Origin of the sequence: Reyranella sp., from assembly GCF_017305915.1 — a bacterium.
Classification (GTDB): Bacteria; Pseudomonadota; Alphaproteobacteria; order Reyranellales; family Reyranellaceae; genus Reyranella.
In genome coordinates, this window is record NZ_JAFKJN010000013.1 from 156,982 (window position 1) to 180,283 (window position 23,302).

A 23,302-nucleotide genomic window follows, 5' to 3' on the forward strand; every position below is an offset into this window, starting at 1 on the left:
TGGCGCCTGTCCCCGTGCAGACGGCATGCGCGGCTTCTATAAGCCGCGCCTTCGATCGGCGCGGGCCGATGCGATTGGGTCATCGGTACCGTCTGGCCACCGCGCGAGATCGTGCAGAAGCTCTATCCCGAGACCGCCAAGGCGATCGAGGGCGCGGAGCTGCGCGCCGGCATGTCGCAGCTCGGTGTGGAGGCCTCGCTGGTCGAGCCCGACGTCTATAATCTGTAGCTCAAGAGGGGAATCGCCGACAATGCGGAGCTGGTGAAAGCCGCCGGCATCCCGATCGGCGGCGCCCAGTAGGCTGGAAGGAAACGGTCATGGCGACAGGCGACAAGTATCGCGCGGAGCACGCACGCTCGCTGAAGGATCCCGACGGCTTCTGGGCCGAGCAGGCGGAGAAGCTCGACTGGTCGAAGCGCTGGGACAAGGTGCTCGATGCTTCGCGCGCGCCGTTCTATGCCTGGTTCACCGGCGGCGAGATGAACGCCTGCCACAACGCGCTCGACCGCCATGCCGACGGGCCGCGCGGCAGCCAGGCGGCGCTGGTCTACGATTCGCCGGTCACCAACACCAAGAAGACCTTCACCTACCGCGAGCTGCGCGATGCCGTGGCGCAGCTTGCCGGCGCGATCGCCGCGCAAGGCGTCAAGAAGGGCGACCGCGTGATCGTCTACATGCCGATGATCCCCGAGGCGGCGATGGCGATGCTGGCCTGCGCGCGGCTCGGCGCCATCCATTCGGTGGTGTTCGGCGGCTTCGCGGCCAACGAGCTCGCGACCCGCATCGACGACAGCCGGCCCAAGCTGGTGCTGGCCGCCTCGTGCGGCCTCGAGCCCGGCCGCATCGTCCACTACAAGCCCTTGCTCGACCAGGCGATCGAGATTGCGCAGCACAAGGTGCCGAAAGTCATCCTGTTCCAGCGCCCGCAGGCGGTCGCGACCATGAAGCCCGGCCGCGATCTCGACTGGGTCGAGACGGTCGGCGCCGCCGAGCCGCACGCTTGCGTGCCCGTCGAGGCAACGCATCCGCTCTACATTCTCTATACGTCCGGCACGACCGGCCAGCCCAAGGGCGTGGTGCACGACACCGGCGGCTACTGCGTCGCGCTCTACTGGTCGATGAAGAACCTCTACGGCATCGAGCCGGGCGAGATGTGGTGGACCGCTTCGGACGTCGGCTGGGCGGTCGGCCACAGCTACACGGTCTACGGCCCGCTGCTCTACGGCGCGACCTCGATCCTCTACGAGGGCAAGCCGGTCGGCACGCCCGATGCCGGCGCCTTCTGGCGCGTGATCTCCGAGTACAAGGCGGTGGCGCTGTTCACCGCGCCGACCGCCTTCCGCGCCATCAAGAAGGAGGATCCCGACGGCAAGCTCCTGAGGAGCTACGACCTGGCGAGCTTCCGCACTTTGTTTCTCGCGGGCGAGCGCGGCGATCCGCCGACCATCCAGTGGGCGCAGACCATGCTCGGCGTGCCGATCGTCGATCACTGGTGGCAGACCGAGACCGGCTGGTCGATCTGCGGCAACTTCCAGGGGCTCGATCCGATGCCGATCAAGCCGGGCTCGTGCTCGGTGCCGGCGCCGGGCTGGGACCTGCATGTGCTGGACGACAACGGCAAGCCGATGAAACGCGGCGAGGTCGGCGCGCTGGTCGCCAGGCTGCCGATGCCGCCGGGCACCTTCCCGACCCTGTGGCAGGCCGAGCAGCGCTTCAAGGAGGCCTACCTCAGCGAGTTCCCCGGCCACTACAAGACCGGCGATGCCGGCGTGATCGACGCGGACGGCTACGTTTCGGTGATGACGCGCGTCGACGACGTGATCAATGTCGCGGGCCACCGCCTCTCGACCGGCCAGATCGAGGAGGTGCTGGCGAGCCATGACGCCGTCGCCGAATGCGCCTGTGTCGGCATCGCCGACGAGATGAAGGGCCAGGTGCCGCTCGGCTTCCTGGTGCTGAAGTCGGGCGTCAGCCGGCCCGAAGGAGAGATCGTGCGCGAAGTCGTCCAAATGGTGCGCGACAAGATCGGCCCGGTCGCCTTCTTCAAGCAGGCGCTGGTCGTGCCGCGGCTGCCCAAGACGCGTTCGGGCAAGATCCTGCGCGGCACCATGCAGAAGATCGCCGACGGCCAGCCGTGGAAGATGCCGGCGACGATCGACGATCCGGCCGCGCTGGAAGAAGTGACCGGCAGCCTGAAGTCGGCCGGCTTCGCGGCGAAGGGCTGAAACCGTAGGTTGGTTGCCGTTTGAATGACAGCATATATGCTGTCATCGTGGTTTCAATCGTTCTCGACACCAATGTCGTGATCGCGGCCCTGCGGTCGGGTAGCGGCGCGGCAAGGCAGGTTCTGCTTGGTTGTGCGGTCGGCGCCTACGAGCCTCTGTTTGGTCCGGCCTTACTCGCGGAGTATGAATACGCGCTCTTTCATGAACGTCTGCCCGAGAGCCTTGCGAACCAAAGCCGACGCCGGGAGATTCTGGCGGACGTGACGGCCGTCGGGCGATGGGTGAACGTATATTATCTGTGGCGACCTAATTTGCGAGATGAGGCGGACAATCATCTCGTCGAGCTTGCCGTCGCCGGTGGTGCGGCGGCCATCGTCACCCACAATGTTCGCGATCTGGTGAGTGGAGAATTGATGTTCCCCTCCGTGCGCGTCCTCACGCCGGGAGCTTTCCTGAAGGAGTTTCCATGTCCACCCTGACCATTCGGATGCCGGACGACACTCACGCACGTCTTCGCGATCTTGCGCGCGTTCGCGGCCTGAGTATCAACAAGCTCATCGAGGAGATGGCGACGGCGACGTTAGCGGCGCATGATGCCGAGGTGAGGTTCCGCCTGATGGCCTCGCGTGGCGATCCCAAGCGTCTGGAGGCGACTTTGAGACGCCTCGATGCCGAGGATAGACGGAAAGGGCTGGCCGAAGAGAAGCGGCCGTTTCGGGCGCAGCGCCGGAGAACGAGGAAGTAGCTGGAAGGAAGACGATTATGACTCTCGACATCAACCGCCCCGATCTCACGGTGGGCGTGGTCGGCACCGGCGCCATGGGACGCGGTATCGCGCAGGTGACGGCGCAGGGCGGCATCAAGGCGATCCTGTTCGACGCCGCGGCGGGCGGGGCGGCCAAGGCGAAGGGCGGCATCCTCGAGACGCTGAAGGGGCTGGTGGCGAAGGGGCGGCTGACCGATGTCGATCTCGCCAAGACCGAGGCCAACCTCGCCGTCGCCGGCAAGCTCGAGGACCTCAAGGCCTGCCACGTCGTGGTCGAGGCGGTGTTCGAGAACCTCGAGGTCAAGCAGAAGCTGTTCTGCGAGCTCGAGGCCGTGGTGGCGGCCGACTGCATCCTCGCCTCCAACACCTCGTCGATCCGCATCGCCTCGATCGCGCGTTCGCTGAAGCAGCGCGATCGGGTCTGCGGCATGCACTACTTCAATCCGGTGCCGTTGATGAAGCTGGTCGAGGTCATCCGCGCCGCCGACACCGCGCAATGGGTGGTCGATGCCATGGTGGCGCTGGGCAAGCGGCAGACCCGCGTGCCGGTGGTGGTCGGCGACACGCCGGGCTTCCTGGTCAATCTCGGCGGCACGGCGATCGGCACCGAGGGCCTGCGTATCTACCAAGAGGGCCGCGCTACGGTCGCCGCAGTCGATGCCGTGATGCGCGACTCCTGCGGCTTCCGCATGGGGCCGTTCGAGCTGATGGATCTCACCGGCATCGACGTGAACTTCCCGGCGCGCAAGATCATCTACGAGGGCTTCTTCCACGACCGGCGCATGACGCCGAGCCCGTACCACGAGAGCCTCTATGCGGCGGGCAAGCTCGGCCGCAAGACTGGTGGCGGCTGGTACGCCTACGACGCCAAGGGCGCCAAGGTCGATCCCGGCGCCGACCATCTGCCGTCGGTGCCGCCCGCGACGAGCGCGGTGGTGATGGACAGCCACAACGAGAAGCTGGTCCAGCTCGTGGTCGCGGCCGGCGCCGACACCCTGGCGATCGACGACGGCAAGAGCCCGATCCTGGTGGCGCCGATCGGCAAGGACGCGACGACCACGGCGATCGAGCGCAATCTCGATCCCAAGCGCACCGTCGCGGTCGACCTCACCGGCGACCACCACAAGCGCATCACGATCATGACGCCGCCGGGCGCCGACACGCAGGTGCGGGATGCGGCGGCGGCGATGTTCGCCAAGGCCGGCACCAAGGTGACCCTGATCAAGGACTCGCCCGGCTTCATCGCCCAGCGCATGGTGTCGATGATCGCCAACCTCGGCTGCGAGATGGCGATGATCGGCATCGCCTCGGCGGCCGACGTCGACACCGCCATGACCCTCGGCCTCAACTATCCGCGCGGGCCCTTGGCCCTGGCCGACTGGCTGGGCGTCAAGGACTGCCACGAGATCCTGGTCCAGCTCCAGGCCATCACCGGCGACGACCGCTACCGTCCCAGCCAGTGGCTGCGCCGCCGCGCCATGCTCGGCATGAGCGCCACGACGCCAGAGTGATCGCAGCGTGACGAGCCGAAGGCGCGCTGTCACCGACTTGTGAGGAGGCATCGACTTTCTTTCCGCCGCCGCGATCATATGTCGATGGGATGAAGCCGATCGTCGCCACGCTGGTGCTGTTTGTTGCAGCTCTTGGTCTTGTCAGCTGCAAGGACGCGCCCGGCGCTGATGGGCGCTATGCAACTCACGATCGCGGCTATCTCAACCGCGGTCCGTGAAAATCATTATGGGCAATGGAACGATGAAAAGGCCCTGAGAATCAGGCCGCGAATCGCGATCCATTGCCCATAATAGGTGACGGCAACACGCGCGCGTACAATGGCGGCATGTCCTTCCGCCGATGTCCGCGTCACTGGACGCTCCAGCAACGCCTTCGCCACCGCAGTGTCCGTGATCCCAAGACCGGCTGCATCCTATGGACGGGCTGCCGCAACAAACAGGGGTACGGAATACTGACGGCCTTCAACAAGCTGATGACGGCTCATCGAACGTCGTGGGCAGTCGCACGGGGCCCCATCCCGAAGGGCCTGTACGTCTGTCACAGATGTGATGTACGGACGTGCATTAATCCGAGGCATCTTTTTCTCGGCACGCATCAGGAAAATATGGCGGACATGGCCGCCAAGATGCAGCGCGAAAAAGGTATCGAGAACGGTCCGGAGCGTCGGCCCGACAAGTCGCCAGAGATCATGCGGATCGAGATGCTGGGGCGCGAGTTCGTTACCCGCGTGCTGGTGATCCGTCCGCTGGCCGACGGTCGAATACCTCCCGCAGCAGGTCGACCATCGCCTTCCAAGACCGGGCATCGGCCGCGGCGTCGTAGCGCTGGCCGGGCACGCTGTCGTCAGTCAGCTCGGGATTGGTGAAGCTGTGCTGGACGCCGGCATAGACCTGGATCTCCCAGTCGATAGTCGCCGCGCTCATCTGCGTCACGAACTCCGACACTTGAGCGGGCAGCACCAGCGGATCGGCGGCGCCATGGCAAACGAGCACACGGCCTTTGATGTTCGCGGCGTCCTGCGGCCGCGAAGTCGCTAGCCCGCCATGGAAGGTGACGATCGCCAGGAGGGCGGCGCCGCTGCGGCCGAGCTCGAGGGCCGTGGTGCCGCCGAAGCAGTAGCCGATGGCCGAGAGCTTCGTGCCGTCCACGCTTGGATGACGGCGTGTGACGTCGAGGGCGCTGCGGGCCCGGGCGTGCCAGCGGTCAGCGTCGGCGCCCAGCTTCTTCATCCACTCGATCGCCTGCGGCACCTCGGGGGTGAAGGCGCCGTTGCCATAGAGATCGGCGACGAACACGGCGAAGCCTTCGCCTGCCAGGCGGCGGGCGCTGGCCTTGGCGGTCTCGCCGAGCCCGCGGGCATCGGGAAACAGGACGACGCCGGGGTGTGGACCGGCGGTGGGGACACGGACGAGCAGGCCGCGGCAGGTAACGTCGCCATCGGCGTAATCGATTGGGCTTTCTTCAAGGGACATGCCGCCATCCTAGGCCGTCTCGGCGACAATTCGTTATGGGCAATGGAAGCTTCGGAAACCCCGGAAACTCAGGGCCGAATCGGCCGTCCATTGTCCATAATAGGTCGCGGCAGGCGTCACTGGTAAAATGGCGGCATGGTTTGCCGAGGCCTCCTGCGTACGCTTCTTCCGTCGTCAGGCGGCGGAACGACGGAGGGGAGGGGCCGCCGCTCTTTGCACCCCCGGGGGAGTGACAAGACTTGAGACTCCTGCACGGAAAGACCCTGTCGCCGGGGCACTGGAGCGAGTCTCGGGCAGGGAGACTCGTGCGATCTGCCACCCCACTACCTTTCAAGTTGACGTTTACGTAAAGGGAAACTACCTAAGCGTTGCTGGCGCCCCAAGAGCTGCCGGCCCAGAGTCGCCGGGGAGGAAAAGCACGTGACCGCGTTGGCCGCCCATTACACGCCCGAGCACCAGATCTTCCGGGAGTCCTGCCGCCGCTTCTTCGAGAAGGAGGTCACTCCTTTTCATATGAAGTGGGAGGAGGAGGGCATGGTCCCGCGCGCCCTGTGGCGCAAGGCGGGCGAGCAGGGCCTGCTCGGCATGACCATGCCCGAAGAATACGGCGGCGCCGGCGCCGACTTCCTCTACAGCGCCATCCTGATCGAGGAGCAGGGCCGGGCGCTCGCTTCCGGTCCGGCCTTCTCGCTGCACAACGACATCGTCGTGCCCTACCTGCTGCACTACGGCTCGGAGGAGCAGAAGAAGAAGTGGATCCCCAAGGCCTGCTCGGGTGAGCTGGTCACCGCCATCGCCATGACCGAGCCCGGCACCGGCTCGGACCTGCAGGCGGTCAAGACCAACGCGGTGATGGACGGCAATCACTGGGTGATCAACGGCTCGAAGACCTTCATCTCGAACGGCCAGCTCGCCGACCTGGTGATCGTGGTCGCCAAGACCGATCCCAAGCTCGGCGCCAAGGGCACCTCGCTGATCGCCGTCGAGACCGGCACCGAAGGCTTCAAGCGCGGCCGCAATCTCGAGAAGATCGGCATGAAGGCGCAGGACACCTCGGAGCTGTTCTTCGACAATGTCCGCGTGCCGTCCGATAACCTGCTCGGGCCCGGCACCGGCATGGGCTTCGTGCAGCTCATGCAGCAGCTGCCGCAGGAGCGGCTGGTCATCGCCATCCAGGCGATCGCCGCGATCGAGGCGGCGCTCGAGCACACCGTCGCCTACGTCAAGGAGCGCAAGGCGTTCGGCAAGGCGATCATCGATTTCCAGAACACCCGCTTCAAGCTCGCGGAGCTCAAGACCAAGGCGCTGGTCGCGCGCACCTTCGTCGACGATTGCGTCGCCAGGCATCTCGAGGGCAAGCTCGACGTGCCGACCGCGGCGATGGCCAAGTATCACACCACCGACCTGCAGTGCGCCCTGATCGACGAGTGCCTGCAGTTCTTCGGCGGCTACGGCTACATGTGGGAATACCCGATCGCCCGGCTCTACGCCGACAGCCGGGTGCAGAAGATCTACGGCGGCACCAACGAGATCATGAAGGAAGTGATCGGACGGACGCTTTAATTATTCCTCCCCATTCAAATGGGGAGGTGCCCCCGTCTTACGGGGGCGGAGGGGTCATAAGCCACGCAGGTGATGCGGCGCATGACCCCTCCGCCCCTCCGGGGCACCTCCCCATATGAATGGGGAGGAATAGGAATCGAAGGAGACAGACCATGACCGACGCCTACATCTACGACGCCGTCCGCACCCCGCGCGGCAAGGGCCGCAAGGATGGCGCGCTGCACGAGGTCACCCCGGTGCGCCTCGCCGTCACCGCGCTGCAGGCGCTGCAGCAGCGCAACAAGCTCGACAGCAAGCTGGTCGACGACGTGGTGCTGGGCTGCGTCATGCCGATCGGCGAGCAGGGCGCCAACATCGCCCGCACCGCGGCGGTGATGGCCGGCCTCGCCGAGACCGTCGCCGGCGTGCAGATCAACCGCTTCTGCGCCTCGGGCTTGGAGGCTACCAATATGGCCGCGGCGCAGGTCATGTCGGGCCAGAGCCAGGCCACGATCGGCGGCGGTGTCGAGAGCATGAGCCGCGTGCCGATGGGCAGCGACGGCGGCGCCTGGCCGGTCGATCCTGCCGTGGCGATCCCGATGTACTTCGTGCCGCAGGGCATCTCGGCCGACATCATCGCCACCAAGTACGGCATGAGCCGCGACGACGTCGATGCCTACGCCGTCGAGAGCCAGAAGCGCGCCAAGGCCGCGTGGGACGCCAAGTACTTCAAGAAGTCGATCGTCCCGGTAACCGACCAGAACGGCGTCGAGCTGCTGGGCCACGACGAGCTGATGCGGCCGGAGACGACCATGCAGACGCTGGGCCGTCTGGAGCCCAGCTTCAAGATGCAGGGCGAGATGATGCCGGGCTTCGACGCGATCGGCCTGCAGCGCTATCCCGAGCTCGAGCGGGTCAACCATGTGCACCATGCCGGCAACTCGTCGGGCATCGTCGACGGCGCTGCTGCGATCCTGATCGGCACCAGGGAGTTCGGCGAGAAGGCCGGGCTGAAGGCGCGCGCCCGCATCCGCTCCTTCGCCTCGATCGGCTCGGAGCCGGCGATCATGCTGACCGGCCCGGCGCCGGCGTCGGAGAAGGCGCTGAAGCGCGCCGGCATGGACGTGAAGGACATCGACCTGTGGGAGCTGAACGAGGCGTTCGCTGCCGTCGTGCTGCGCTACATGCAGGTGCTGAAGATGCCGTACGACAAGATCAACGTGAACGGCGGCGCGATCGCCATGGGCCATCCGCTGGGCGCCACCGGGGCGATGATCCTGGGCACGCTGCTCGACGAGATGGAGCGGCGCGACCTCAACACCGGCCTCGCCACGCTGTGCGTCGGCGCCGGCATGGGCACCGCCACCATCATCGAGCGCGTCTAAGGAGTGTCGGCCACCATGATCAACTACAACGTCGACACCGACGGCATCGCCACCATCACTTGGGACATGCCGAACCGCACGATGAACGTGCTCAACGAGGGCTCGATACAGGCTTATGCCGAGGCCCTGCAGAAGGCGCTCAAGGACGACAAGGTGAAGGGCGTCATCCTCACCTCCGGCAAGGACAGCTTCATCGCCGGCGCCGACCTCGACATGCTGCTCAATGCCGACACCTCGGACGCGGTCAAGCTGACCGACCAGTTCAGCCAGCTGCAGAAGCTGTTCCGCAGCCAGGAGACCGGCGGCAAGCCGATCGTCGCGGCGATCAACGGCACCGCGCTGGGCGGCGGCTTCGAGATCTGCCTCGCCAGCCACTATCGCATCGCGGCGGCCAATCCGAAGACCCGGGTCGGCCAGCCGGAGGTGAAGCTCGGCCTGCTGCCGGGCGCCGGCGGCACGCAGCGCATCCCGCGCCTGATCGGCGTGATGAACGCCGCGCCGATCCTGCTCGAGGGCAAGGACCAGACGGTCGATCAGGCCAAGGGCCTCGGCCTGATCCACGAGGTCGTGCCGGCGGGCGAGCTGTTGCCGCGTGCCAAGGCGTGGCTGATGGCGGAGAACAAGGAGACCGTCGTGCCGGCCTATGCCGGAAAGTCCGGAAAGCCGATCGACAGCCGCGCGGTGCAGCCGTGGGACAAGCCGGGGTTCAAGACTCCCGGTTTCCCCGGAGGCCAGGTGTGGAGCCCGCCGGGCGTGCAGACCTTCATCGGCGGCAACGCGATGATCGCCGGCAAGACCAACGGCGTGTATCCGGCGCCCCGGGCGATCATGTCCTGCGTCTACGAAGGCCTGCAGCTGCCGTTCGACACGGCGCTCAAGGTCGAGACGCGCTATTTCGTATCGCTGCTGCGCGGGCCGGTCGCCCGCAGCATGATCCGCACGCTGTTCTTCGGCCTGCAGGAAGCCAACAAGCTCGCGCGCCGTCCGAAGGGCGTGGCGAAGCAGGAGTACAAGAAGATCGGCGTGCTCGGCGCCGGCCTGATGGGTGCCGGCATCGCCACCGTCTCGGTGCAGGCCGGCCTCGACATCGTGCTGGTCGATCGCGACCAGGCCGCCGCCGACAAGGGCAAGGCGCACATCGCCGACGAGCTCGGCAAGCTCGCCAAGCGCGGCCGGCTGACGCCTGACAAGGTCGAGGCGATGCTGGGCAAGGTCACGGCAACGCCGGACTTCGGCGCGCTCAAGGGCTGCGATCTCGTGATCGAGGCGGTGTTCGAGAATCGCGACGTCAAGGCCGAGGCCACGAAGAAGGCCGAAGCCGCGCTCGATCCCAAGGCGGTGTTCGCCTCCAACACCTCGACCTTGCCGATCACCGGCCTGGCCGAGGCGTCGTCGCGGCCGGATCACTTCATCGGCCTGCACTTCTTCTCGCCGGTCGAGAAGATGCCGCTGGTCGAGATCATCGTCGGCAAGAAGACCTCGCCCGAGACGCTCGCGCGCTCGATGGACTTCGTGCAGAAGATCCGCAAGACGCCGATCGTGGTGAATGACAGCCGCGGCTTCTTCACCAGCCGCGTCTGCGGTGCCTTCATCACCGAGGGCCATCGCCTGCTGAAGGAAGGCGTGCCGGCGCCGATGATCGAGAACTGCGCCAGGTTCGCCGGCATGCCGGTCGGACCGCTGTCGCTCAACGACGAGGTCGCGATCGACCTGTCGTGGAAGATCATGGACCAGACCAAGCGCGACGCCGAGGCGGCGGGCCAGAAGTACGAGGGTTCGGGCGCCGACGACGTGCTCGAGCTGATGGTCAAGAAGCTCGAGCGCTTCGGCCGCAAGAACGGCAAGGGCTTCTACGACTATCCGGCCGACGGCAAGAAGCGGCTGTGGCCGGACCTCGGCAAGCATTTCCCGGCCGACCCGCGCTGGCTCTACGGCGAGGGCGACGAGAAGCGCGCCAAGGAGGACGAGATCAGGAAGCGCCTGCTCTACGTGCAGGCGGTCGACACCGCGCGCTGCCTGGAAGGCAACGTGCTGACCGATCCGCAGGACGGCGATGTCGGCTCGATCATGGGCCTGGGCTTCGCGCCGCAGACCGGGGGGGCGATCAGCCTGATCGACCAGGTCGGCGTGCGGGAGTTCGTCTCCGAATGCGACGAGCTTGCGCGCAAGTACGGCAAGCAGTTCGAGGTGCCGAAGCTGCTGCGCGACATGGCCGCCAAGGGCGAAAGCTTCTACGGCAAGCGCACCGCCAAGGCGGCCTAGGTGCTTGCCGTCGCCCCGAGCGTAGCCGAGGGGCCTTGTCATGACGAACAGCCGCGGACGGTGGAGAGAAGGTCTCTCCACTCCGCTCCGCTGCGCGGCGCTCCGGTCGAGACGACAGGAGCATGCTAGTCGCCGTCTGGGACTGGCTGGAGGGGCTGGGTGTCCGCATCCTCGGATGGTTCGGCGTCTCTGACGGCCTGGCGCGCCAGCTCATCCGCTTCTTCATGGTCGGCGGCATCGCCGCGATCGCCTATGTCGCGGTGATGGCGATCGTGGTCGACGGCTTCGGCGGCCGTGTGCTCCTGGGCGCATTCCTCGCCTTCGTGCTGGCGACCTTGGTGTCGTTCGTCGGCAACGCGCTGTGGAGCTTCGGATCGCGGCTCACGCCGGCGAAGGCGACGATGTTCTTCGCCGTCAACACGGTCGGGCTCGGCCTCAACATGCTGATCGCCTGGCTGCTCGAGCGGGCAGGGGTGCATTATCTGCTGATCAGCCTTACGGTGTTGATCGTGGTGCCGCTGTTCAATTTCGCAGGGCACCGGCTGATAACGTTCGCTCGCACTTGAGCGAGCCAGGAGGAATGCCCGTGGACGCCAAGCAGATCGACGCCCTTGCCCAGACCATCGCCGACGCGCGGCGCTCGAGGAAGCCGATGGACGTTGCCGGCGCGATCGGCGACCTCGCCGAGGCCGACGCCTACAAGGTGCAGTTCGCCGTCCATGACAAGATCTGCGCCGGCGGCGTCGACAAGGTGGCGGGCTGGAAGGTGGCGCTGACGCTGCCGCACCAGTACGAGCCGCTGAAGCTCTCCGGGCCGGTGTTCGCCTGCATCTACGGAAGCGGCGTCAAGCAGAGCGGCGTGGCCTACGACAAGGGCTATCCGCTGAAGCCCGGCATCGAGCCCGAGCTGGTGGCGCGCATCATGAAGGACGCGCCGGCGGGCGGCGCGCCGTACACTGCCGACAGCATCCGCGGCCATGTCGGCCATCTCCATTGCGGTATGGAGCTGGTCGACAACCGCTACGTCGACGCGGGCAAGATGACCGGGCCGGGCCGCATCGCCGACAACGTGCTGCAGGCCGCTTGCGTGGTCGGCCCCGAGGTCAAGGACTGGCAGGCGCTCGACTTCCCCAACCTCAAGGGCCGCTCGCTGCTCGACGGCAAGGAGCTCGCGAACGGCCCCGGCAGCGCGGTGATGGGCAGCGCGCTGATCTCGCTCGCCTGGCTCGCCAACACGCTCAACACGCACGGCAAGATGCTGAAGGCGGGCGACTACGTGCTGACGGGCTCGGTGCATCCGCCGGCGTTCCTGCCGGGCACGGGTGTGGCGCGCACGGAGTTCGAAGGCCTCGGCGGGACGGACGTCACGATCAGGTAGGGTTCCGGCTCACCACCAGGCCGGTGATGTCGCCGGCCTCCAGGGCGCGGGCTTGCAATGTGCCCAGCATGCGGGTGGGAAAGGCGAGGTGGGGCGATTTTTCAGGCGCCAGCAATCCGCTCTTGCGCTTTTCCACAATAGAACATATAGTGAACATGGACTCGGGAGAGGACCATGCAGCAGCTGTTCGCGCCGTCGTTCGCAGGACAACCCAAGCCGCCCGCGCTGATGCTGCGCCGGCTGCGGCGCCATCGCGAAGCCCTGATGGGGCCGTCGACCGACCGGCTGTTCTTCGCTGTCTTGCCGGATGAAGCGACCGCGGCGCGCATCGCCGAGAAGGCACGCCACCTGCGCCTCAGCCACGGCCTGACCGGCAAGGGCGTCCGGTCGGAGCACCTTCACGTCACGCTGTGCCATGTCGGCGACGGCATCGGCTTGCCGCGCGATGTCGTCGATCAGGTCAAGAAGCGTGCCGCTGGGGTCACCATGCCGTCGTTCCGCGTCTCGTTCGATCGCGCCGGGAGCTTCCGGAACGGGGCGCTCGTGCTGCGCGGCGACGATGGCACGATCGGCCTCGAGATCCTGCAGCAACGTCTGAGCGATGCTCTCGACGGCCAGCCCGGCCGGGCGCGTCCGTTCACGCCGCACGTCACCATGCTGCGCGACAGCTACCGCGTACCGGAGCAGCGCATCGAGCCGATCGAGTGGACGGTGCGAGAGGTGGTGCTGGTGCACAGCCTGCTTGGCCGTACCACTCATCGCCACATCGCCCGCTGGTCGTTGACAGGCTAGATGCTCGCGGCTAAAAACTTAACCATAAGGTTAAGTAAAGAGGCCGCCATGACCTGCAGCATCGTCACCGTCGAGCGCCAGCTCACTGCCGTCATCAAGGCGGCGTCGCCGTTCGACAAGCTGCCCGAGACCCAGCGGACGGCGCGCGCGACGCTCGCTGCGGCGCTGCCGTCGCTCGATGCCGGCCCGGTCGGCGCCGCCTGCACGCGCTGGACGCGGCCCACCGGCAGCGTGCTGCCGATGGAGATCGGCGTCATCGTGCGGACAAGCTTTGCGGCGGCGGGCTGTATCGTGCCGTCGGAGCTGCCGGCCGGCCGCGCCGTGCACCTGTCGATGAAGGGCGGCTTCGAGAACCTGCCGCGTGCCTGGGAGACGCTGTTCCACTGGCTGCAGGCCGAGAAGCTCACCGCCGCCGGCATCAACTGGGAAGTCTACGGCGCGACCGAGGACGCCGAGCTCTACGCGCTGCTCGCCTAGGGCGACGTGAATTCAGCTTAAGAGTGAAAGGACAGGCCATGGCGAAGAACACGATTTGCGTCTGGTATGACAAGGATGCCGAGGCGGCGGCCCGCTTCTACGCCGAGACCTTTCCCGACAGCGCGTTGGGTGCCATCCACCGCGCGCCCGGCGACTATCCGTCCGGCAAGGCGGGCGACGTCCTGATCGTTGAATTCACAGTGGCCGGAGTCCCCTGCATCGGCCTCAACGGCGGGCCTCAGTTCAAGCACAGCGAAGCCTTCTCCTTCCAGATCCTCACCGACGATCAGCAGGAGACCGATCGGTACTGGAACGCCATCGTCGACAATGGCGGCGAGGAAAGCGCGTGCGGCTGGTGCAAGGACAAGTGGGGCGTCTCCTGGCAGATCACGCCCCGCGTGCTGATGGAGGCGATGGCGGCCGGCGGCGCCGAGGCCAAGCGCGTCTTCGAGGCGATGATGCCCATGAAGAAGATCGACGTCGCCGCGATCGAAGCGGCACGGCGCGGCTAAGCTAAGAGGTCGGGCGGCCCCTGACGCAGTTGTAGAGGCTGACGCCGATCGCCTCCTTGTTCTCGACCGCGAACCGCAGGCTAGGCTGGAAGCCGACCGGGCAGGCGGTGAACATGAAGCCGGCGCCGGTCCATTCGAACGGCGAGGTGTAGCGGCCGCCCGGCGGCAGCTCGGTGGTGACGGTCTGTCGGTCGGCGAAGGTCATCAGCATCAGGGTGATCGGCCGGCTGCAGTCGTTGCGGACCGCGATGGCGCCGGGCGCGCTCCACAGCAGGCAGCCTTCCATATGGGCGCGCACCTCTTCCTGCGCCCGCACGGCTCCCATCCCCGTCGTCGCCGCCATCGCCAGGGCCGCGAGCAGGAGACGCCTCACTTCCTGGTCCGGAAGAACGTCGTCAGCACGAAGCGGCGGCCGCGCGTCACCGGCAGCGCCTCGTGCAGCACCGAGCACGAGAATACCGCCGCGCCGCCGGCCGGCGGGCTGACCTTGACGCCGGAATATTCGGGGAAGACCAGCTCGCCGCCTTCGAAGTCGTCGTTGAGGTTGAGCGAGACGGCGAAGCTCCGGTCGGCCGTGGTCGGCGCGCCGTTGTCGCGATGGGCGCCGAAGAAGTGCTGGCCGGTATCGCTGTAGGACAGCACGACATGGGCGTCGAAGGTGAACTCGCGGTCGTAGGCGAACACCTTCACCAGCTCCGGCCCGATGCGCCAGGCGAGGCGGTCGGAAATCGCCTTCTGCATCATCGGCTCGTTGATCTGGTAGTCCTCGGTGCGCTTCAGCTCGAGCATGCCGACATTGCCGTAGCGGCTCGAGACGCCGGAGTCCTTGTGGTCGCCCTTCTCCCACAGGCGGATTACCTGGGTGCAGAACTCGCGCTCGAACACGCGCGGCAGCACCAGCACGGGCGCCGCCGGGGTGCGGATCACCTGGTCGGCGCCGCCGTCGCTGCGCACCGAGCTCGCGAGGTTTCCGACGGCCTCCGCCGCCGCGACCAGCGGCCGGCTGTCGAACGTGCCGGCGACACGCTGGTTGGCGTCGAGCACGATGACCCGCTGACGCAGGCCCAGGCCCGACTGGCCGAACGACACGCCGCCGCCCTGGGCCAGCAGCATCGGCACGACCTTGCGCTCGCCGTCGAGCAGCAGCAGCCGGCCGTCGGCATCGCCGCCGAGCTTGGCCCACAGCGGGACCGCAGCCGCCGCCGGCGTCGCCGCCGCGACCACGACGCCGACGCCCGCATCCAGGCAGGACTTCGCGAAGTTTCCAAAAGGCTCGGGATCGATCGTCTTGAGCTCGTCGACAACGAGGAGGGCTACCGGCTTGCCGGTGAACGACCAGATGAATTTCCGGAGCTTGCCGTCGAGGCCCGCCAGGATGAAGTCGGGAACGCGATCGCCGGGTCTGAAGGTGGGCGCGCTGGTCATTGTCGGCCGATACTTAGCAGCATATGCCGGCTAGAGGCCACCCGCGGCCTTCACCGCGTCGGCCACGGTCCTGGCCATCAGGCGGTGTCCGGCGGCGCTGAAATGCACGTCGCCGGTGAGGTAGAGATCGTGCAGCGCGGCCGCCTTGGGCGGCGCGAAGAAGGGCGCGAAGCCGTCGATGAACCGCACGCCGCTGCGCTGCGCCCAATCGTGCCAGTAGCGGAGCTGGATGCTGTCGCGATCGTCGTGGGCGATCTGATTGGGCCACGGATAGACGATCAGCGTCAGCCGGCAGTTCCAGTCCTTGCAGTAGCCGACCAGGCGGTCCATGCGCTCGGCGGCGAGGGCGAGGCCGCGCTCGCCGAACGCCTTCATCTGCTCCGGATCGTCGGGCCAGTCGCCGCGCGAATGGTTGGTGAGGGCCTGGCCGCGCTTCTGCTGCCAGGCTGTGCGCAGCATCATCGCCAGCGCGCCGGTCACCGAGTTGCTCTGCAGGTACGTGCCGAGCTCGCTGCGGAAGGTCGCCGCCGCGGCCTCCGCGCCGGGCTGTGTTTCGGCCCTGAAGACGCGGCCGTCCTTCTCGGCATAGGACAGCGCCTCGTCGACGATGTCGGAGACGTCGAGAAAGACCAAGACGTCGCGCGGTTTGACCTTGAGCTTGTCGACCGCATCGCGCACCCGATAGCCGTAGATCAGCGGGCTGTAGGACTGCACGCCGAGGTTCCACACGGCGGCGCCCTGCTGGCGCCAGTCGCAGGCCAGCAGGCCGGCGAAGGTCTGCTCGAACGGCAGCCCCATCCCCTCGGTGAAGGAGTCGCCGACGAGCAGGACCACGGGCTTGCCGGCGGCGAGGTCGGCGTCGGTGCCCGCGCACGAGCCAGTGCGAAAACCGAAGCGGTCCGACTGGAAGCGATAGAGGATCGGGCCGAACTGCCGGTCGACCGTGACGTCGGGCTTGAACGCATGATCGTAGGCAATGTCGAGGTCGTGCACCGCCTCGTCGATGCGGTTGGCGCGCTTGCCGGGATCGAGCCACTCGGCCGGCAGAAGTTGCGCCAGCCCGAAATCGATCGCCAGGTAAATGGCCAGGATGATCGCGGCCTGGCGGACCACCGTCCCAATCTTGCGCACGCAAAGATCCAATGGAATCGGACTGGGGCGATGGTGGGCGCGGTAGGGATTGAACCTACGACCCCACCCGTGTGAAGGGTGTGCTCTCCCGCTGAGCTACGCGCCCGGAAGGCGCGCGTATAGGGCCTCCGGTGGCGGGCGTCAACGGGCGGCGAGCTGCTCCAGGGCCTGCGGCAGGGCGTCGAACCGCTCGATCACCGCCTCGGCGCCGAGCTCGCTGGCGGGGGTGGTCGTGTAGCCCCAGCTCACCAGCACCGCCGGCAGGCCGGCGGCATGGGCGGCATGCACGTCGTGGATCGAATCGCCCACCATCACGGCGCGGTCGGGCGAGCGGCCCATGCGCTCGACCAGCATCAGGATGTGGCGCGGGTCGGGCTTGCGGACCGGGAAGGTGTCGGCGCCGGCCAGGTCGGCGATCGGCGGCATCAGCTTCAGATGCTCGAGGATCATCCGCGACGGCCGCTCGAACTTGTTGGTGCAGACGCCCTGCTTCAGGCCGAGCCTGTCGAAGCGGGCGACGACGTCGGAGACGCCGGCGAAGGCGGTGGTGTTGCTGACCGGATCGGCCTCGTAATAGCGCACGAACTCGGCCGTGACGGCGCTGAGCTGCCCGTCGTCGAGCTTCTCGCCGTACTTGGCGAACGCCTTGTTCATGGTGACCTTGCTGCCCTGGCCCATGAAGATCCGCACGTCGTCGAGCGTGACTTCGGGCAGGCCGTGGTCGGCCAGGACGCGGCTCACCGCCACCTGCATGTCCTTGGCGCTGTCGATCAGGGTGCCGTCGAGGTCGTAGATCACCGTATCGAAGCGGCTGGCGAGAGGGTTGTCGGCGTTCGGATGCATGAACCTTCCTTAACACATCTTGCGGGACGCCCGGCCGCATGGCATCCGGCTGCCATGAAATCCCCCATAGCGGTGGTGGTGCTGGCGGCGGGGGCCGGCACCCGCATGAAGTCGGCGCTCCCGAAGGTGCTGCATTCGGTCGCGGGCCGGCCGATGCTGGCGCATGTGCTGGCGGCCGTTGCCAGGCTGAAACCTGCGAAGATCGTCGGCGTGATCTCGCCCGGAGCCGAGGCAGTGGCCAAGGCCTTCGCGCCCCATCCGACGGCGGTGCAGAAGAAGGCGCAAGGCACCGGCGACGCCGTGAAGGCAGTCCTTCCCGAGCTTCGCGGGCATTCCGGGCCGGTGCTGGTGGTCTACGGCGATTCGCCGCTGATCACCGCGGCGAGCCTGCAGCGCCTGGTCGAGGCCTGCCGCAAGGGCAAGGCTTCGGTCGGGGTGCTGGGCTTTACTGCGCGCGATCCGTCGCCCTACGGCCGGCTGGTCGTCAAGGACGGCACACTGGAGAGGATCGTCGAGAGCAAGGACGCCAACGCCGAGGAGAAGGCGATCGCCTTCAGCAACTCGGGCGTCACGTGCATCGCCGGCACCGAGATCGCGGCGTTCCTGGGCGCGTTGCGCAATGACAACGTCAAGAGCGAGTTCTATCTCACCGACGTGGTCGGCATCGCCCGCGCCGCCGGCCATCACGCGATAGCTGTCGCCGGCGAGGAAGCGGAATTCATGGGCGTCAACTCGCGCGCCGAGCTCGCGATGGCCGAGCGCGCGATGCAGCAGCGCCTGCGCAGCGAAGCCATGGCGGCGGGCGTCACCATGCTCGATCCCGACACGGTATGGTTGTCGGCCGACACCAGGCTCGGCAGCGACGTCACGATCGGCCCCAACGTGCGCTTCGGTCCCGGCGTCACGGTAGCGTCGAATGTGTGCATCAACGCCTTCTGCGACATCGAAGGCGCGCGCATCGCAAGCGGCGCGATCATCGGCCCGTTCGCGCGCCTGAGGCCGGGCTCCGACGTCGCCGAGGACGTCCATATCGGCAACTTCGTCGAGCTCAAGGCGACCCGCATGCGGCGCGGCGCCAAGGCCAACCATCTCGCCTATCTGGGCGATTCCGACATCGGCGCGGCGAGCAACATCGGCGCCGGCACGATCTTCGTGAACTACGACGGCTACGGGAAGCACCGCACGGTGATCGGCGACGACGTCTTCGTCGGCTCCAACAGCGCGCTGGTCGCCCCGGTCAAGGTCGGCAAGGGCGCCAACGTCACCGCCGGCAGCGTGATCACCGACGACGTGCCGCCCGGCGCGCTGGCATTTGGCCGCGCCCGCCAGGAGACAAAGAAGGGGCGCGCCGGCCCGCTTCGTGCGAAACTTCAGGCCAGGGCCGCCGCCGCCAAGGCGCGGAAGGGGAAATAGCAGTCGGGGTCGGGGGATGTGCGGGATCATCGGGATCATCGGCAAGGCGCCGGTCACGCCCTTGCTGGTCGATGCGCTGAAACGTCTTGAATATCGCGGTTACGATTCGGCCGGCGTCGCCACCCTGGTGAACGGCCATATCGAGCGCCGCCGCGCCGAGGGCAAGCTGGTCCGGCTCGAGGAGCGGCTCGGCCAGGAGCCGCTGCCCGGCATCATCGGCATCGGCCACACCCGCTGGGCGACCCACGGCAAGCCGTCGGAGCGCAACGCCCATCCGATCGCCACCGACCGCGTGGCGATCGTGCACAACGGCATCATCGAGAATTTCCAGGAGCTCAAGGCCGAGCTGGTCGCCGAAGGCCGCCGCTTCGACAGCGACACCGACACCGAGGTGGTGGCGCAGCTCCTGACCTCGCTGCTCGACAAGCAGATGTCGCCCGAGCAGGCGATGGGCCAGGCGATGGACCGCCTGCGCGGCGCCTTCGCGCTGGTCGCGCTGTTCAGTGGCCGCCACGACATCCTGCTCGGCGCCCGCCGCGGCAGCTCGCTCGCCGTCGGCTACGGCGACGGCGAGATGTATGTCGGCACCGATGCGCTCGCCCTGGCGCCGTTCACCAAGCGGGTGAGCTACCTCGAGGACGACGACTGGGTCGTGCTCAACGCCGACGGCTGCACGGTCTACCAGGGCGCCCGGGAAGTGACGCGCGAGATCCGCCAGAGCGGCATCTCGGGCGCCATGATCGGCAAGGGCAACCACCGCCATTTCATGCTCAAGGAGATCCACGAGCAGCCGGCGGTGATCGGCGACACCCTGCACAGCTACCTCGATCCCTCGACGCGCAAGGTCACGCTGCCCCAGATGCCGGTCGACTGGAGCAAGGTCAGCCGCCTCACCATGACGGCGTGCGGCACGGCCTACTATGCCTGCCTGGTGGCGAAGTACTGGTTCGAGCAGCTCGCCCGCCTTCCGGTGGAAGCCGAGGTCGCCTCGGAGCTGCGCTACCGCGAGCCGCCGATGCCGAAGGACGGCGTCTGCATCGCCGTCTCCCAGTCGGGCGAGACGGTCGATACGCTGGCGGCGATCCGCTACGCCAAGGCCAACGGCCAGACGCTGCTGTCGGTGGTCAACGTGCCGGAGAGCGCGATCGCCCGAGAATCGCACGCCGTGCTGCCGACGCTGGCCGGCCCCGAGATCGGCGTCGCCTCGACCAAGGCCTTCACCACCCAGCTCACGGTGCTGCTGGCGACCGCGATGGCCGCCGGCCGCGCCCGCGGCACGCTGAGCGAAGCCGACGAGGCCAAGATCGCTCATGCCCTGATCGAGCTGCCGGCGCTGGTCAACGAGACGCTCAACAAGGAGGACGAGTACCGCCGCATCTCCGAGGACATCCTCGCCGAGGCGCGCGACGTGCTCTATCTCGGCCGCGGCACCTCGTTCCCGATCGCGCTGGAAGGCGCGCTGAAGCTCAAGGAGATCTCCTATATCCACGCCGAGGGCTATGCCGCCGGCGAGATGAAGCACGGGCCGATCGCGCTGATCGACGAGCTGGTGCCGGTAGTAGTAGTCGCGCCGTCCGATAGCATCTTCGACAAGACCGCGTCCAACTTCGAGCAGGTCAAGGCGCGCGGCGGCAAGCTGGTGCTGATGAGCGACGCCGCGGGCGTGGCACGGCTCGGCGCGCAGGCCGCGGCCTCGATCACGCTGCCGCCGGTCGATCCGGTGGTGGCGCCGATCCTCTACACCGTGCCGGTGCAGCTCCTCGCCTATTACACGGCGGTGGCCAAGGGCACCGACGTCGACCAGCCGCGCAATCTCGCCAAGAGCGTGACGGTCGAGTAGGGCGCCTTAGCGCGGCGTGCCTTGCGGCAGGCCGGGCTTGGGCCCCTGCGGCTGAACGGGCGCGGGCTTGGGCGGCTGCGCGGAGCCGCCCTTCTGCGGTGCCGGCATCAGCGTCGGCAGGATGTTCCGCATCTTCTCGATCTCGGCTTCCTGGGCTTTCCGGAACTCGTCCTCGGTCAGGAAGCGGTCGTTGTTGAGGTCCATCTTGAGAAACTGGCCGACCGCATAGGCGGTGAGCTCGACGCGGTCGAGGACGCCGTCCTTGTTGGTGTCGATCTCGGTGAACTTCATCATCACGAGCTTGCGGCGGACCTCGAACGGCAGCGGGTTCTGCGACTGCGGGCCGTCGGCCGCGCCGGCGAGGCTCTGGTACTCCGACGCCGCGATACGGCCGTCGTTGTTCTTGTCGAGCCGGTCGGCCTCGCGCAGCTGGATGTCGATGTACTCGTTGATCGACATCTTGCCGGCGCGGTTGCGCGCTTCGGCCTCGCGCCGCGCCTGCTCCTCGCGGCGCAGCGAGTTCAGCACGATCAGCCGCAGCTCGGGCTCGCTGATCTTGTTGTCGCGGTCCGTGTCGTACTGGTTGAACTCGGCATGGAACGGCATCTCGGCCTCGACGCGCTCGATGGCGCCGTTGCCGTTGGTGTCGAGCGTCTTGAACTCGGCGCGAGCGCGCGTGCGCCGCTCCTCGAGCCCGGGCTTGCCCGGCCCGTCGCTGCTGAACGGCGGCTCGGCGATCTTGAGGTATTCCTCGAGCGTGAGCTTGCCGTCCTTGTTGGCGTCGAGGTCGTCGAAGGTGCGCATGCGGAACTTCACGAAGTCCGCACGGCTCACCTCACCCTTCTTGGCCGTGTCGATCTCGTGGAACCAGGTCGGCAGCGGCACCGGTGCGTTGGCCTGGGGCGGAGGCACCGGCAAAGTCTGGGCGGCGGCGGGACCGCCGAACGCCGTCGCGGCGGCGACGGCGAGAAGAAGCGGAAGACGACGGGCCTTCAGCGCCGCGCCGCGCGGGCGCCTCACCGCGTGCCCTGGGGCAGGCCCGGCGCCAGGCCCTGCGGCGCCGCCGGCGGAGCGGCCTGAGCCGGGCGCTGCGGGGCAGGGGCCGGGGCGGGCCGCGGCTGCGCCTGCTGGGCCGGCATCATCGTCTGGACGATGGCGCGGATCTTGTGCTGCTCGGCCTCGGCCGCCTTCTTGAACTCTTCCTCGTTCAGGAAGTGGTCCTTGTTGAGGTCCATCTTGATGAACTGGCTGACCGCGTAGGCGGTGAGCTCGACGCGATCGAGCATGCCGTCCTTGTTGGTGTCGATCTCGCCGAACTTGATCATGGCGATCTTCTTGCGCAGCTCGAACGGCGGCAGGCCCTGGGCCTGTGGTCCGTCGGCGGGACCGGCCAGCATGGCGTACTCGGCCTGGCTCACCTTGCCGTCGTTGTTTTTGTCGAGCTGGTCGGCGCTCCGAAGCTGCATGTCGATGAAGTCGTTGATCGCGACCATGCCCTGGCGCCGCCGCGCCTCGGCTTCGCGCCGCGCCTGCTCCTCGCGGCGCATGGTGCCCTGCACCACCAGCCGAAGCTCGGGCTCGGTGATCTTGTTGTCGCGATCCATGTCGTACTGGTTGAACTCGGCGTGCACCAGCGCCTCGGCCTCGGCGCGCTCGACGAAGCCGTTGCGATCGGTGTCGAGGTTCTGGAACTCCGTGCGCGCGCGCGCCTTGCGCTCCTCGAGGTTGGGCAGGTTGGGCGCGTCATGGCTGAACGGCGGCTCGGCGACCTTGAGGAACTCGTCGAGGCTGAGCTTGCCGTCCTTGTTGGTGTCGAGCTCCATGAAGGTGCGCATGCGGTACTTGAGGAAGTCGGCGCGGCTCACCTCGCCCTTCTTCTCGGTGTCGATCTCCGTGAACCAGCTCGGCAGCGGGATCGGTGCATTGGCTTGGGGTGCCGGGGCAGGGGCGGCCGTGCCCGCCTGCGGCGCAGGCATGGCCGGCGGCGGCGCCTGCGGCGCAGTCGGTGCCTGACCCTGGGGCGTCGCCGGCGGCCGGTTGGCCGGCCATCCCTGGGTCGGAGGGGTCTGGGCGGCGGCGGGGAGTGTCAGTGCGGCTGCGGCGATGAAGAGAACGGGTCTGAGCAGGCAAGGCATCGGCAGCAGGTTCCGCAAGCTGGAGGGGCTTTCGTATCGTCGCGCAGGCGGTGCGTTGTCAACGTCCGCCCTGCGACGTCATCGTACGTCACAATCGCGCCAAATCCGTGGCGCGACCACCTGTGGGGTTGCGCGCAACTGCGCAATCGTCCATCGTGCCCGCGCACAGACTCCGAAGAAGGGTCGCAAGTA

General features: G+C 67.4%; 22 protein-coding genes, 1 tRNA gene and 2 pseudogenes. 16 read left to right on the forward strand and 9 right to left on the reverse strand.

Annotation, left to right across the window (positions count from 1 at the left end; genetic code table 11):
• Nucleotides 1-314 precede the first annotated feature (314 nt).
• The 6 genes and pseudogenes from J0J01_RS12160 to J0J01_RS32705 all read left to right on the forward strand — a co-directional run.
• Nucleotides 315-2,225: pseudogene (locus J0J01_RS12160) on the forward strand (propionyl-CoA synthetase); the annotation flags it as partial.
• A gap of 47 nt (nucleotides 2,226-2,272) precedes the next feature.
• Complete coding sequence (locus J0J01_RS12165; RefSeq protein ID WP_296380876.1) at nucleotides 2,273-2,704, forward strand: putative toxin-antitoxin system toxin component, PIN family; 432 nt, start codon at nucleotides 2,273-2,275, stop codon at nucleotides 2,702-2,704.
• The gene (locus tag J0J01_RS12170) at nucleotides 2,692-2,970 is read left to right on the forward strand and encodes a ribbon-helix-helix protein, CopG family (protein ID WP_296380878.1); all 279 of its coding nucleotides are present in this window, start codon (nucleotides 2,692-2,694) and stop codon (nucleotides 2,968-2,970) included. The genes J0J01_RS12165 and J0J01_RS12170 overlap by 13 nt, the downstream gene beginning before the upstream one ends.
• Before the next feature lie 17 nt (nucleotides 2,971-2,987).
• Nucleotides 2,988-4,502: a 3-hydroxyacyl-CoA dehydrogenase gene (locus J0J01_RS12175; protein ID WP_296380880.1), complete on the forward strand. Its 1,515-nt coding sequence runs from the start codon at nucleotides 2,988-2,990 to the stop codon at nucleotides 4,500-4,502.
• 89 nt (nucleotides 4,503-4,591) lie between these two features.
• Nucleotides 4,592-4,720, forward strand: coding sequence for a hypothetical protein (locus J0J01_RS12180; RefSeq protein ID WP_296380882.1), 129 nt, complete (start codon nucleotides 4,592-4,594; stop codon nucleotides 4,718-4,720).
• Between the two features lie 255 nt (nucleotides 4,721-4,975).
• A pseudogene (locus J0J01_RS32705) lies at nucleotides 4,976-5,101 on the forward strand (HNH endonuclease signature motif containing protein); the annotation flags it as partial.
• Nucleotides 5,102-5,222: 121 nt separating this feature from the next.
• On the opposite strand, the gene J0J01_RS12185 reads toward J0J01_RS32705, so the two are convergent.
• Entirely contained in the window at nucleotides 5,223-5,975 is a 753-nt protein-coding gene (locus J0J01_RS12185) for a dienelactone hydrolase family protein (protein WP_296380884.1), read from the reverse strand.
• A gap of 420 nt (nucleotides 5,976-6,395) precedes the next feature.
• Here J0J01_RS12185 and J0J01_RS12190 point away from each other — a divergent pair, with 420 nt between their 5' ends.
• From J0J01_RS12190 to J0J01_RS12210, 5 genes are all read left to right on the forward strand, one after another.
• A complete protein-coding gene (locus J0J01_RS12190; protein ID WP_296380885.1) occupies nucleotides 6,396-7,538 on the forward strand; it encodes an acyl-CoA dehydrogenase family protein in 1,143 nt (380 codons plus the stop codon).
• A gap of 152 nt (nucleotides 7,539-7,690) precedes the next feature.
• A complete protein-coding gene (locus J0J01_RS12195) occupies nucleotides 7,691-8,902 on the forward strand; it encodes an acetyl-CoA C-acetyltransferase (RefSeq protein ID WP_296380888.1) in 1,212 nt (403 codons plus the stop codon).
• Between the two features lie 15 nt (nucleotides 8,903-8,917).
• Nucleotides 8,918-11,164, forward strand: coding sequence for a 3-hydroxyacyl-CoA dehydrogenase NAD-binding domain-containing protein (locus J0J01_RS12200; RefSeq protein WP_296380890.1), 2,247 nt, complete (start codon nucleotides 8,918-8,920; stop codon nucleotides 11,162-11,164).
• 122 nt (nucleotides 11,165-11,286) lie between these two features.
• The gene (locus J0J01_RS12205) at nucleotides 11,287-11,730 is read left to right on the forward strand and encodes a GtrA family protein (RefSeq protein WP_296380891.1); all 444 of its coding nucleotides are present in this window, start codon (nucleotides 11,287-11,289) and stop codon (nucleotides 11,728-11,730) included.
• A 20-nt stretch (nucleotides 11,731-11,750) separates the two neighbouring features.
• Nucleotides 11,751-12,542 (forward strand): fumarylacetoacetate hydrolase family protein, encoded by a 792-nt coding sequence (locus J0J01_RS12210; RefSeq protein WP_296380892.1) that lies wholly within the window; start codon nucleotides 11,751-11,753, stop codon nucleotides 12,540-12,542.
• Here the strand turns inward: J0J01_RS12210 and J0J01_RS12215 are convergent.
• On the reverse strand, nucleotides 12,535-12,678 hold the full coding sequence (locus tag J0J01_RS12215) for a hypothetical protein (protein WP_296380894.1): 144 nt from the start codon (nucleotides 12,676-12,678) through the stop codon (nucleotides 12,535-12,537). The genes J0J01_RS12210 and J0J01_RS12215 overlap by 8 nt on opposite strands.
• A gap of 38 nt (nucleotides 12,679-12,716) precedes the next feature.
• On the opposite strand from J0J01_RS12215, the gene thpR reads away from it, so the two are divergent.
• The 3 genes from thpR to J0J01_RS12230 are packed head-to-tail and all read left to right on the forward strand — an operon-like array spanning nucleotide 12,717 to nucleotide 14,323.
• On the forward strand, nucleotides 12,717-13,334 hold the full coding sequence (thpR, locus tag J0J01_RS12220) for an RNA 2',3'-cyclic phosphodiesterase (protein WP_296380895.1): 618 nt from the start codon (nucleotides 12,717-12,719) through the stop codon (nucleotides 13,332-13,334).
• Between the two features lie 48 nt (nucleotides 13,335-13,382).
• Nucleotides 13,383-13,811 carry a GyrI-like domain-containing protein gene (locus J0J01_RS12225; RefSeq protein WP_296380896.1) on the forward strand — a complete coding sequence of 143 codons (429 nt, stop codon included), beginning with the start codon at nucleotides 13,383-13,385 and terminating at the stop codon, nucleotides 13,809-13,811.
• Nucleotides 13,812-13,849: 38 nt separating this feature from the next.
• Nucleotides 13,850-14,323, forward strand: a complete 474-nt coding sequence (locus J0J01_RS12230) for a VOC family protein (protein WP_296380898.1) — start codon at nucleotides 13,850-13,852, stop codon at nucleotides 14,321-14,323.
• 1 nt (nucleotide 14,324) lies between these two features.
• On the opposite strand, the gene J0J01_RS12235 is transcribed toward J0J01_RS12230, so the two are convergent.
• From J0J01_RS12235 to J0J01_RS12255, 5 genes are all read right to left on the reverse strand, one after another.
• Nucleotides 14,325-14,696 (reverse strand): hypothetical protein, encoded by a 372-nt coding sequence (locus J0J01_RS12235; RefSeq protein ID WP_296380900.1) that lies wholly within the window; start codon nucleotides 14,694-14,696, stop codon nucleotides 14,325-14,327.
• Nucleotides 14,693-15,748, reverse strand: a complete 1,056-nt coding sequence (locus tag J0J01_RS12240; RefSeq protein WP_296380902.1) for a 2OG-Fe(II) oxygenase — start codon at nucleotides 15,746-15,748, stop codon at nucleotides 14,693-14,695. The genes J0J01_RS12235 and J0J01_RS12240 overlap by 4 nt, the downstream gene beginning before the upstream one ends.
• 30 nt (nucleotides 15,749-15,778) lie before the next feature.
• Nucleotides 15,779-16,879, reverse strand: a complete 1,101-nt coding sequence (locus tag J0J01_RS12245) for an SGNH/GDSL hydrolase family protein (protein WP_296380904.1) — start codon at nucleotides 16,877-16,879, stop codon at nucleotides 15,779-15,781.
• A 31-nt stretch (nucleotides 16,880-16,910) separates the two neighbouring features.
• A tRNA-Val gene (locus J0J01_RS12250) sits at nucleotides 16,911-16,985 on the reverse strand.
• A 35-nt stretch (nucleotides 16,986-17,020) separates the two neighbouring features.
• Nucleotides 17,021-17,722 (reverse strand): HAD-IA family hydrolase, encoded by a 702-nt coding sequence (locus J0J01_RS12255; protein ID WP_296380906.1) that lies wholly within the window; start codon nucleotides 17,720-17,722, stop codon nucleotides 17,021-17,023.
• Between the two features lie 54 nt (nucleotides 17,723-17,776).
• On the opposite strand from J0J01_RS12255, the gene glmU reads away from it, so the two are divergent.
• A complete protein-coding gene (gene glmU / locus J0J01_RS12260; RefSeq protein ID WP_296380908.1) occupies nucleotides 17,777-19,135 on the forward strand; it encodes a bifunctional UDP-N-acetylglucosamine diphosphorylase/glucosamine-1-phosphate N-acetyltransferase GlmU in 1,359 nt (452 codons plus the stop codon).
• 16 nt (nucleotides 19,136-19,151) lie between these two features.
• Nucleotides 19,152-20,975 carry a glutamine--fructose-6-phosphate transaminase (isomerizing) gene (gene glmS, locus J0J01_RS12265; RefSeq protein WP_296380910.1) on the forward strand — a complete coding sequence of 608 codons (1,824 nt, stop codon included), beginning with the start codon at nucleotides 19,152-19,154 and terminating at the stop codon, nucleotides 20,973-20,975.
• Between the two features lie 6 nt (nucleotides 20,976-20,981).
• Here glmS and J0J01_RS12270 read toward each other — a convergent pair whose 3' ends face one another.
• Both J0J01_RS12270 and J0J01_RS12275 read right to left on the reverse strand, forming a co-directional pair.
• Nucleotides 20,982-21,995 (reverse strand): hypothetical protein, encoded by a 1,014-nt coding sequence (locus J0J01_RS12270; RefSeq protein ID WP_296380912.1) that lies wholly within the window; start codon nucleotides 21,993-21,995, stop codon nucleotides 20,982-20,984.
• Complete coding sequence (locus tag J0J01_RS12275; RefSeq protein ID WP_296380914.1) at nucleotides 21,992-22,951, reverse strand: EF-hand domain-containing protein; 960 nt, start codon at nucleotides 22,949-22,951, stop codon at nucleotides 21,992-21,994. Before J0J01_RS12275 ends, J0J01_RS12270 begins: the two co-directional genes overlap by 4 nt.
• Between the last annotated feature and the right edge of the window lie 351 nt (nucleotides 22,952-23,302).

Bases quoted from the DNA above. Each gene is read 5' to 3' on its own strand.
- J0J01_RS12170 (WP_296380878.1), top strand. From the start codon at position 2,692: ATGTCCACCCTGACCATTCGGATGCCGGACGACACTCACGCACGTCTT.
- J0J01_RS12175 (WP_296380880.1), top strand. From the start codon at position 2,988: ATGACTCTCGACATCAACCGCCCCGATCTCACGGTGGGCGTGGTCGGC.
- J0J01_RS12180 (WP_296380882.1), top strand. From the start codon at position 4,592: ATGAAGCCGATCGTCGCCACGCTGGTGCTGTTTGTTGCAGCTCTTGGT.
- J0J01_RS12185 (WP_296380884.1), bottom strand. From the start codon at position 5,975: ATGTCCCTTGAAGAAAGCCCAATCGATTACGCCGATGGCGACGTTACC.
- J0J01_RS12195 (WP_296380888.1), top strand. From the start codon at position 7,691: ATGACCGACGCCTACATCTACGACGCCGTCCGCACCCCGCGCGGCAAG.
- J0J01_RS12200 (WP_296380890.1), top strand. From the start codon at position 8,918: ATGATCAACTACAACGTCGACACCGACGGCATCGCCACCATCACTTGG.
- J0J01_RS12205 (WP_296380891.1), top strand. From the start codon at position 11,287: ATGCTAGTCGCCGTCTGGGACTGGCTGGAGGGGCTGGGTGTCCGCATC.
- thpR (WP_296380895.1), top strand. From the start codon at position 12,717: ATGCAGCAGCTGTTCGCGCCGTCGTTCGCAGGACAACCCAAGCCGCCC.
- J0J01_RS12225 (WP_296380896.1), top strand. From the start codon at position 13,383: ATGACCTGCAGCATCGTCACCGTCGAGCGCCAGCTCACTGCCGTCATC.
- J0J01_RS12230 (WP_296380898.1), top strand. From the start codon at position 13,850: ATGGCGAAGAACACGATTTGCGTCTGGTATGACAAGGATGCCGAGGCG.
- J0J01_RS12240 (WP_296380902.1), bottom strand. From the start codon at position 15,748: ATGACCAGCGCGCCCACCTTCAGACCCGGCGATCGCGTTCCCGACTTC.
- J0J01_RS12255 (WP_296380906.1), bottom strand. From the start codon at position 17,722: ATGCATCCGAACGCCGACAACCCTCTCGCCAGCCGCTTCGATACGGTG.
- glmU (WP_296380908.1), top strand. From the start codon at position 17,777: ATGAAATCCCCCATAGCGGTGGTGGTGCTGGCGGCGGGGGCCGGCACC.
- glmS (WP_296380910.1), top strand. From the start codon at position 19,152: ATGTGCGGGATCATCGGGATCATCGGCAAGGCGCCGGTCACGCCCTTG.
- J0J01_RS12275 (WP_296380914.1), bottom strand. From the start codon at position 22,951: ATGCCTGCGCCGCAGGCGGGCACGGCCGCCCCTGCCCCGGCACCCCAA.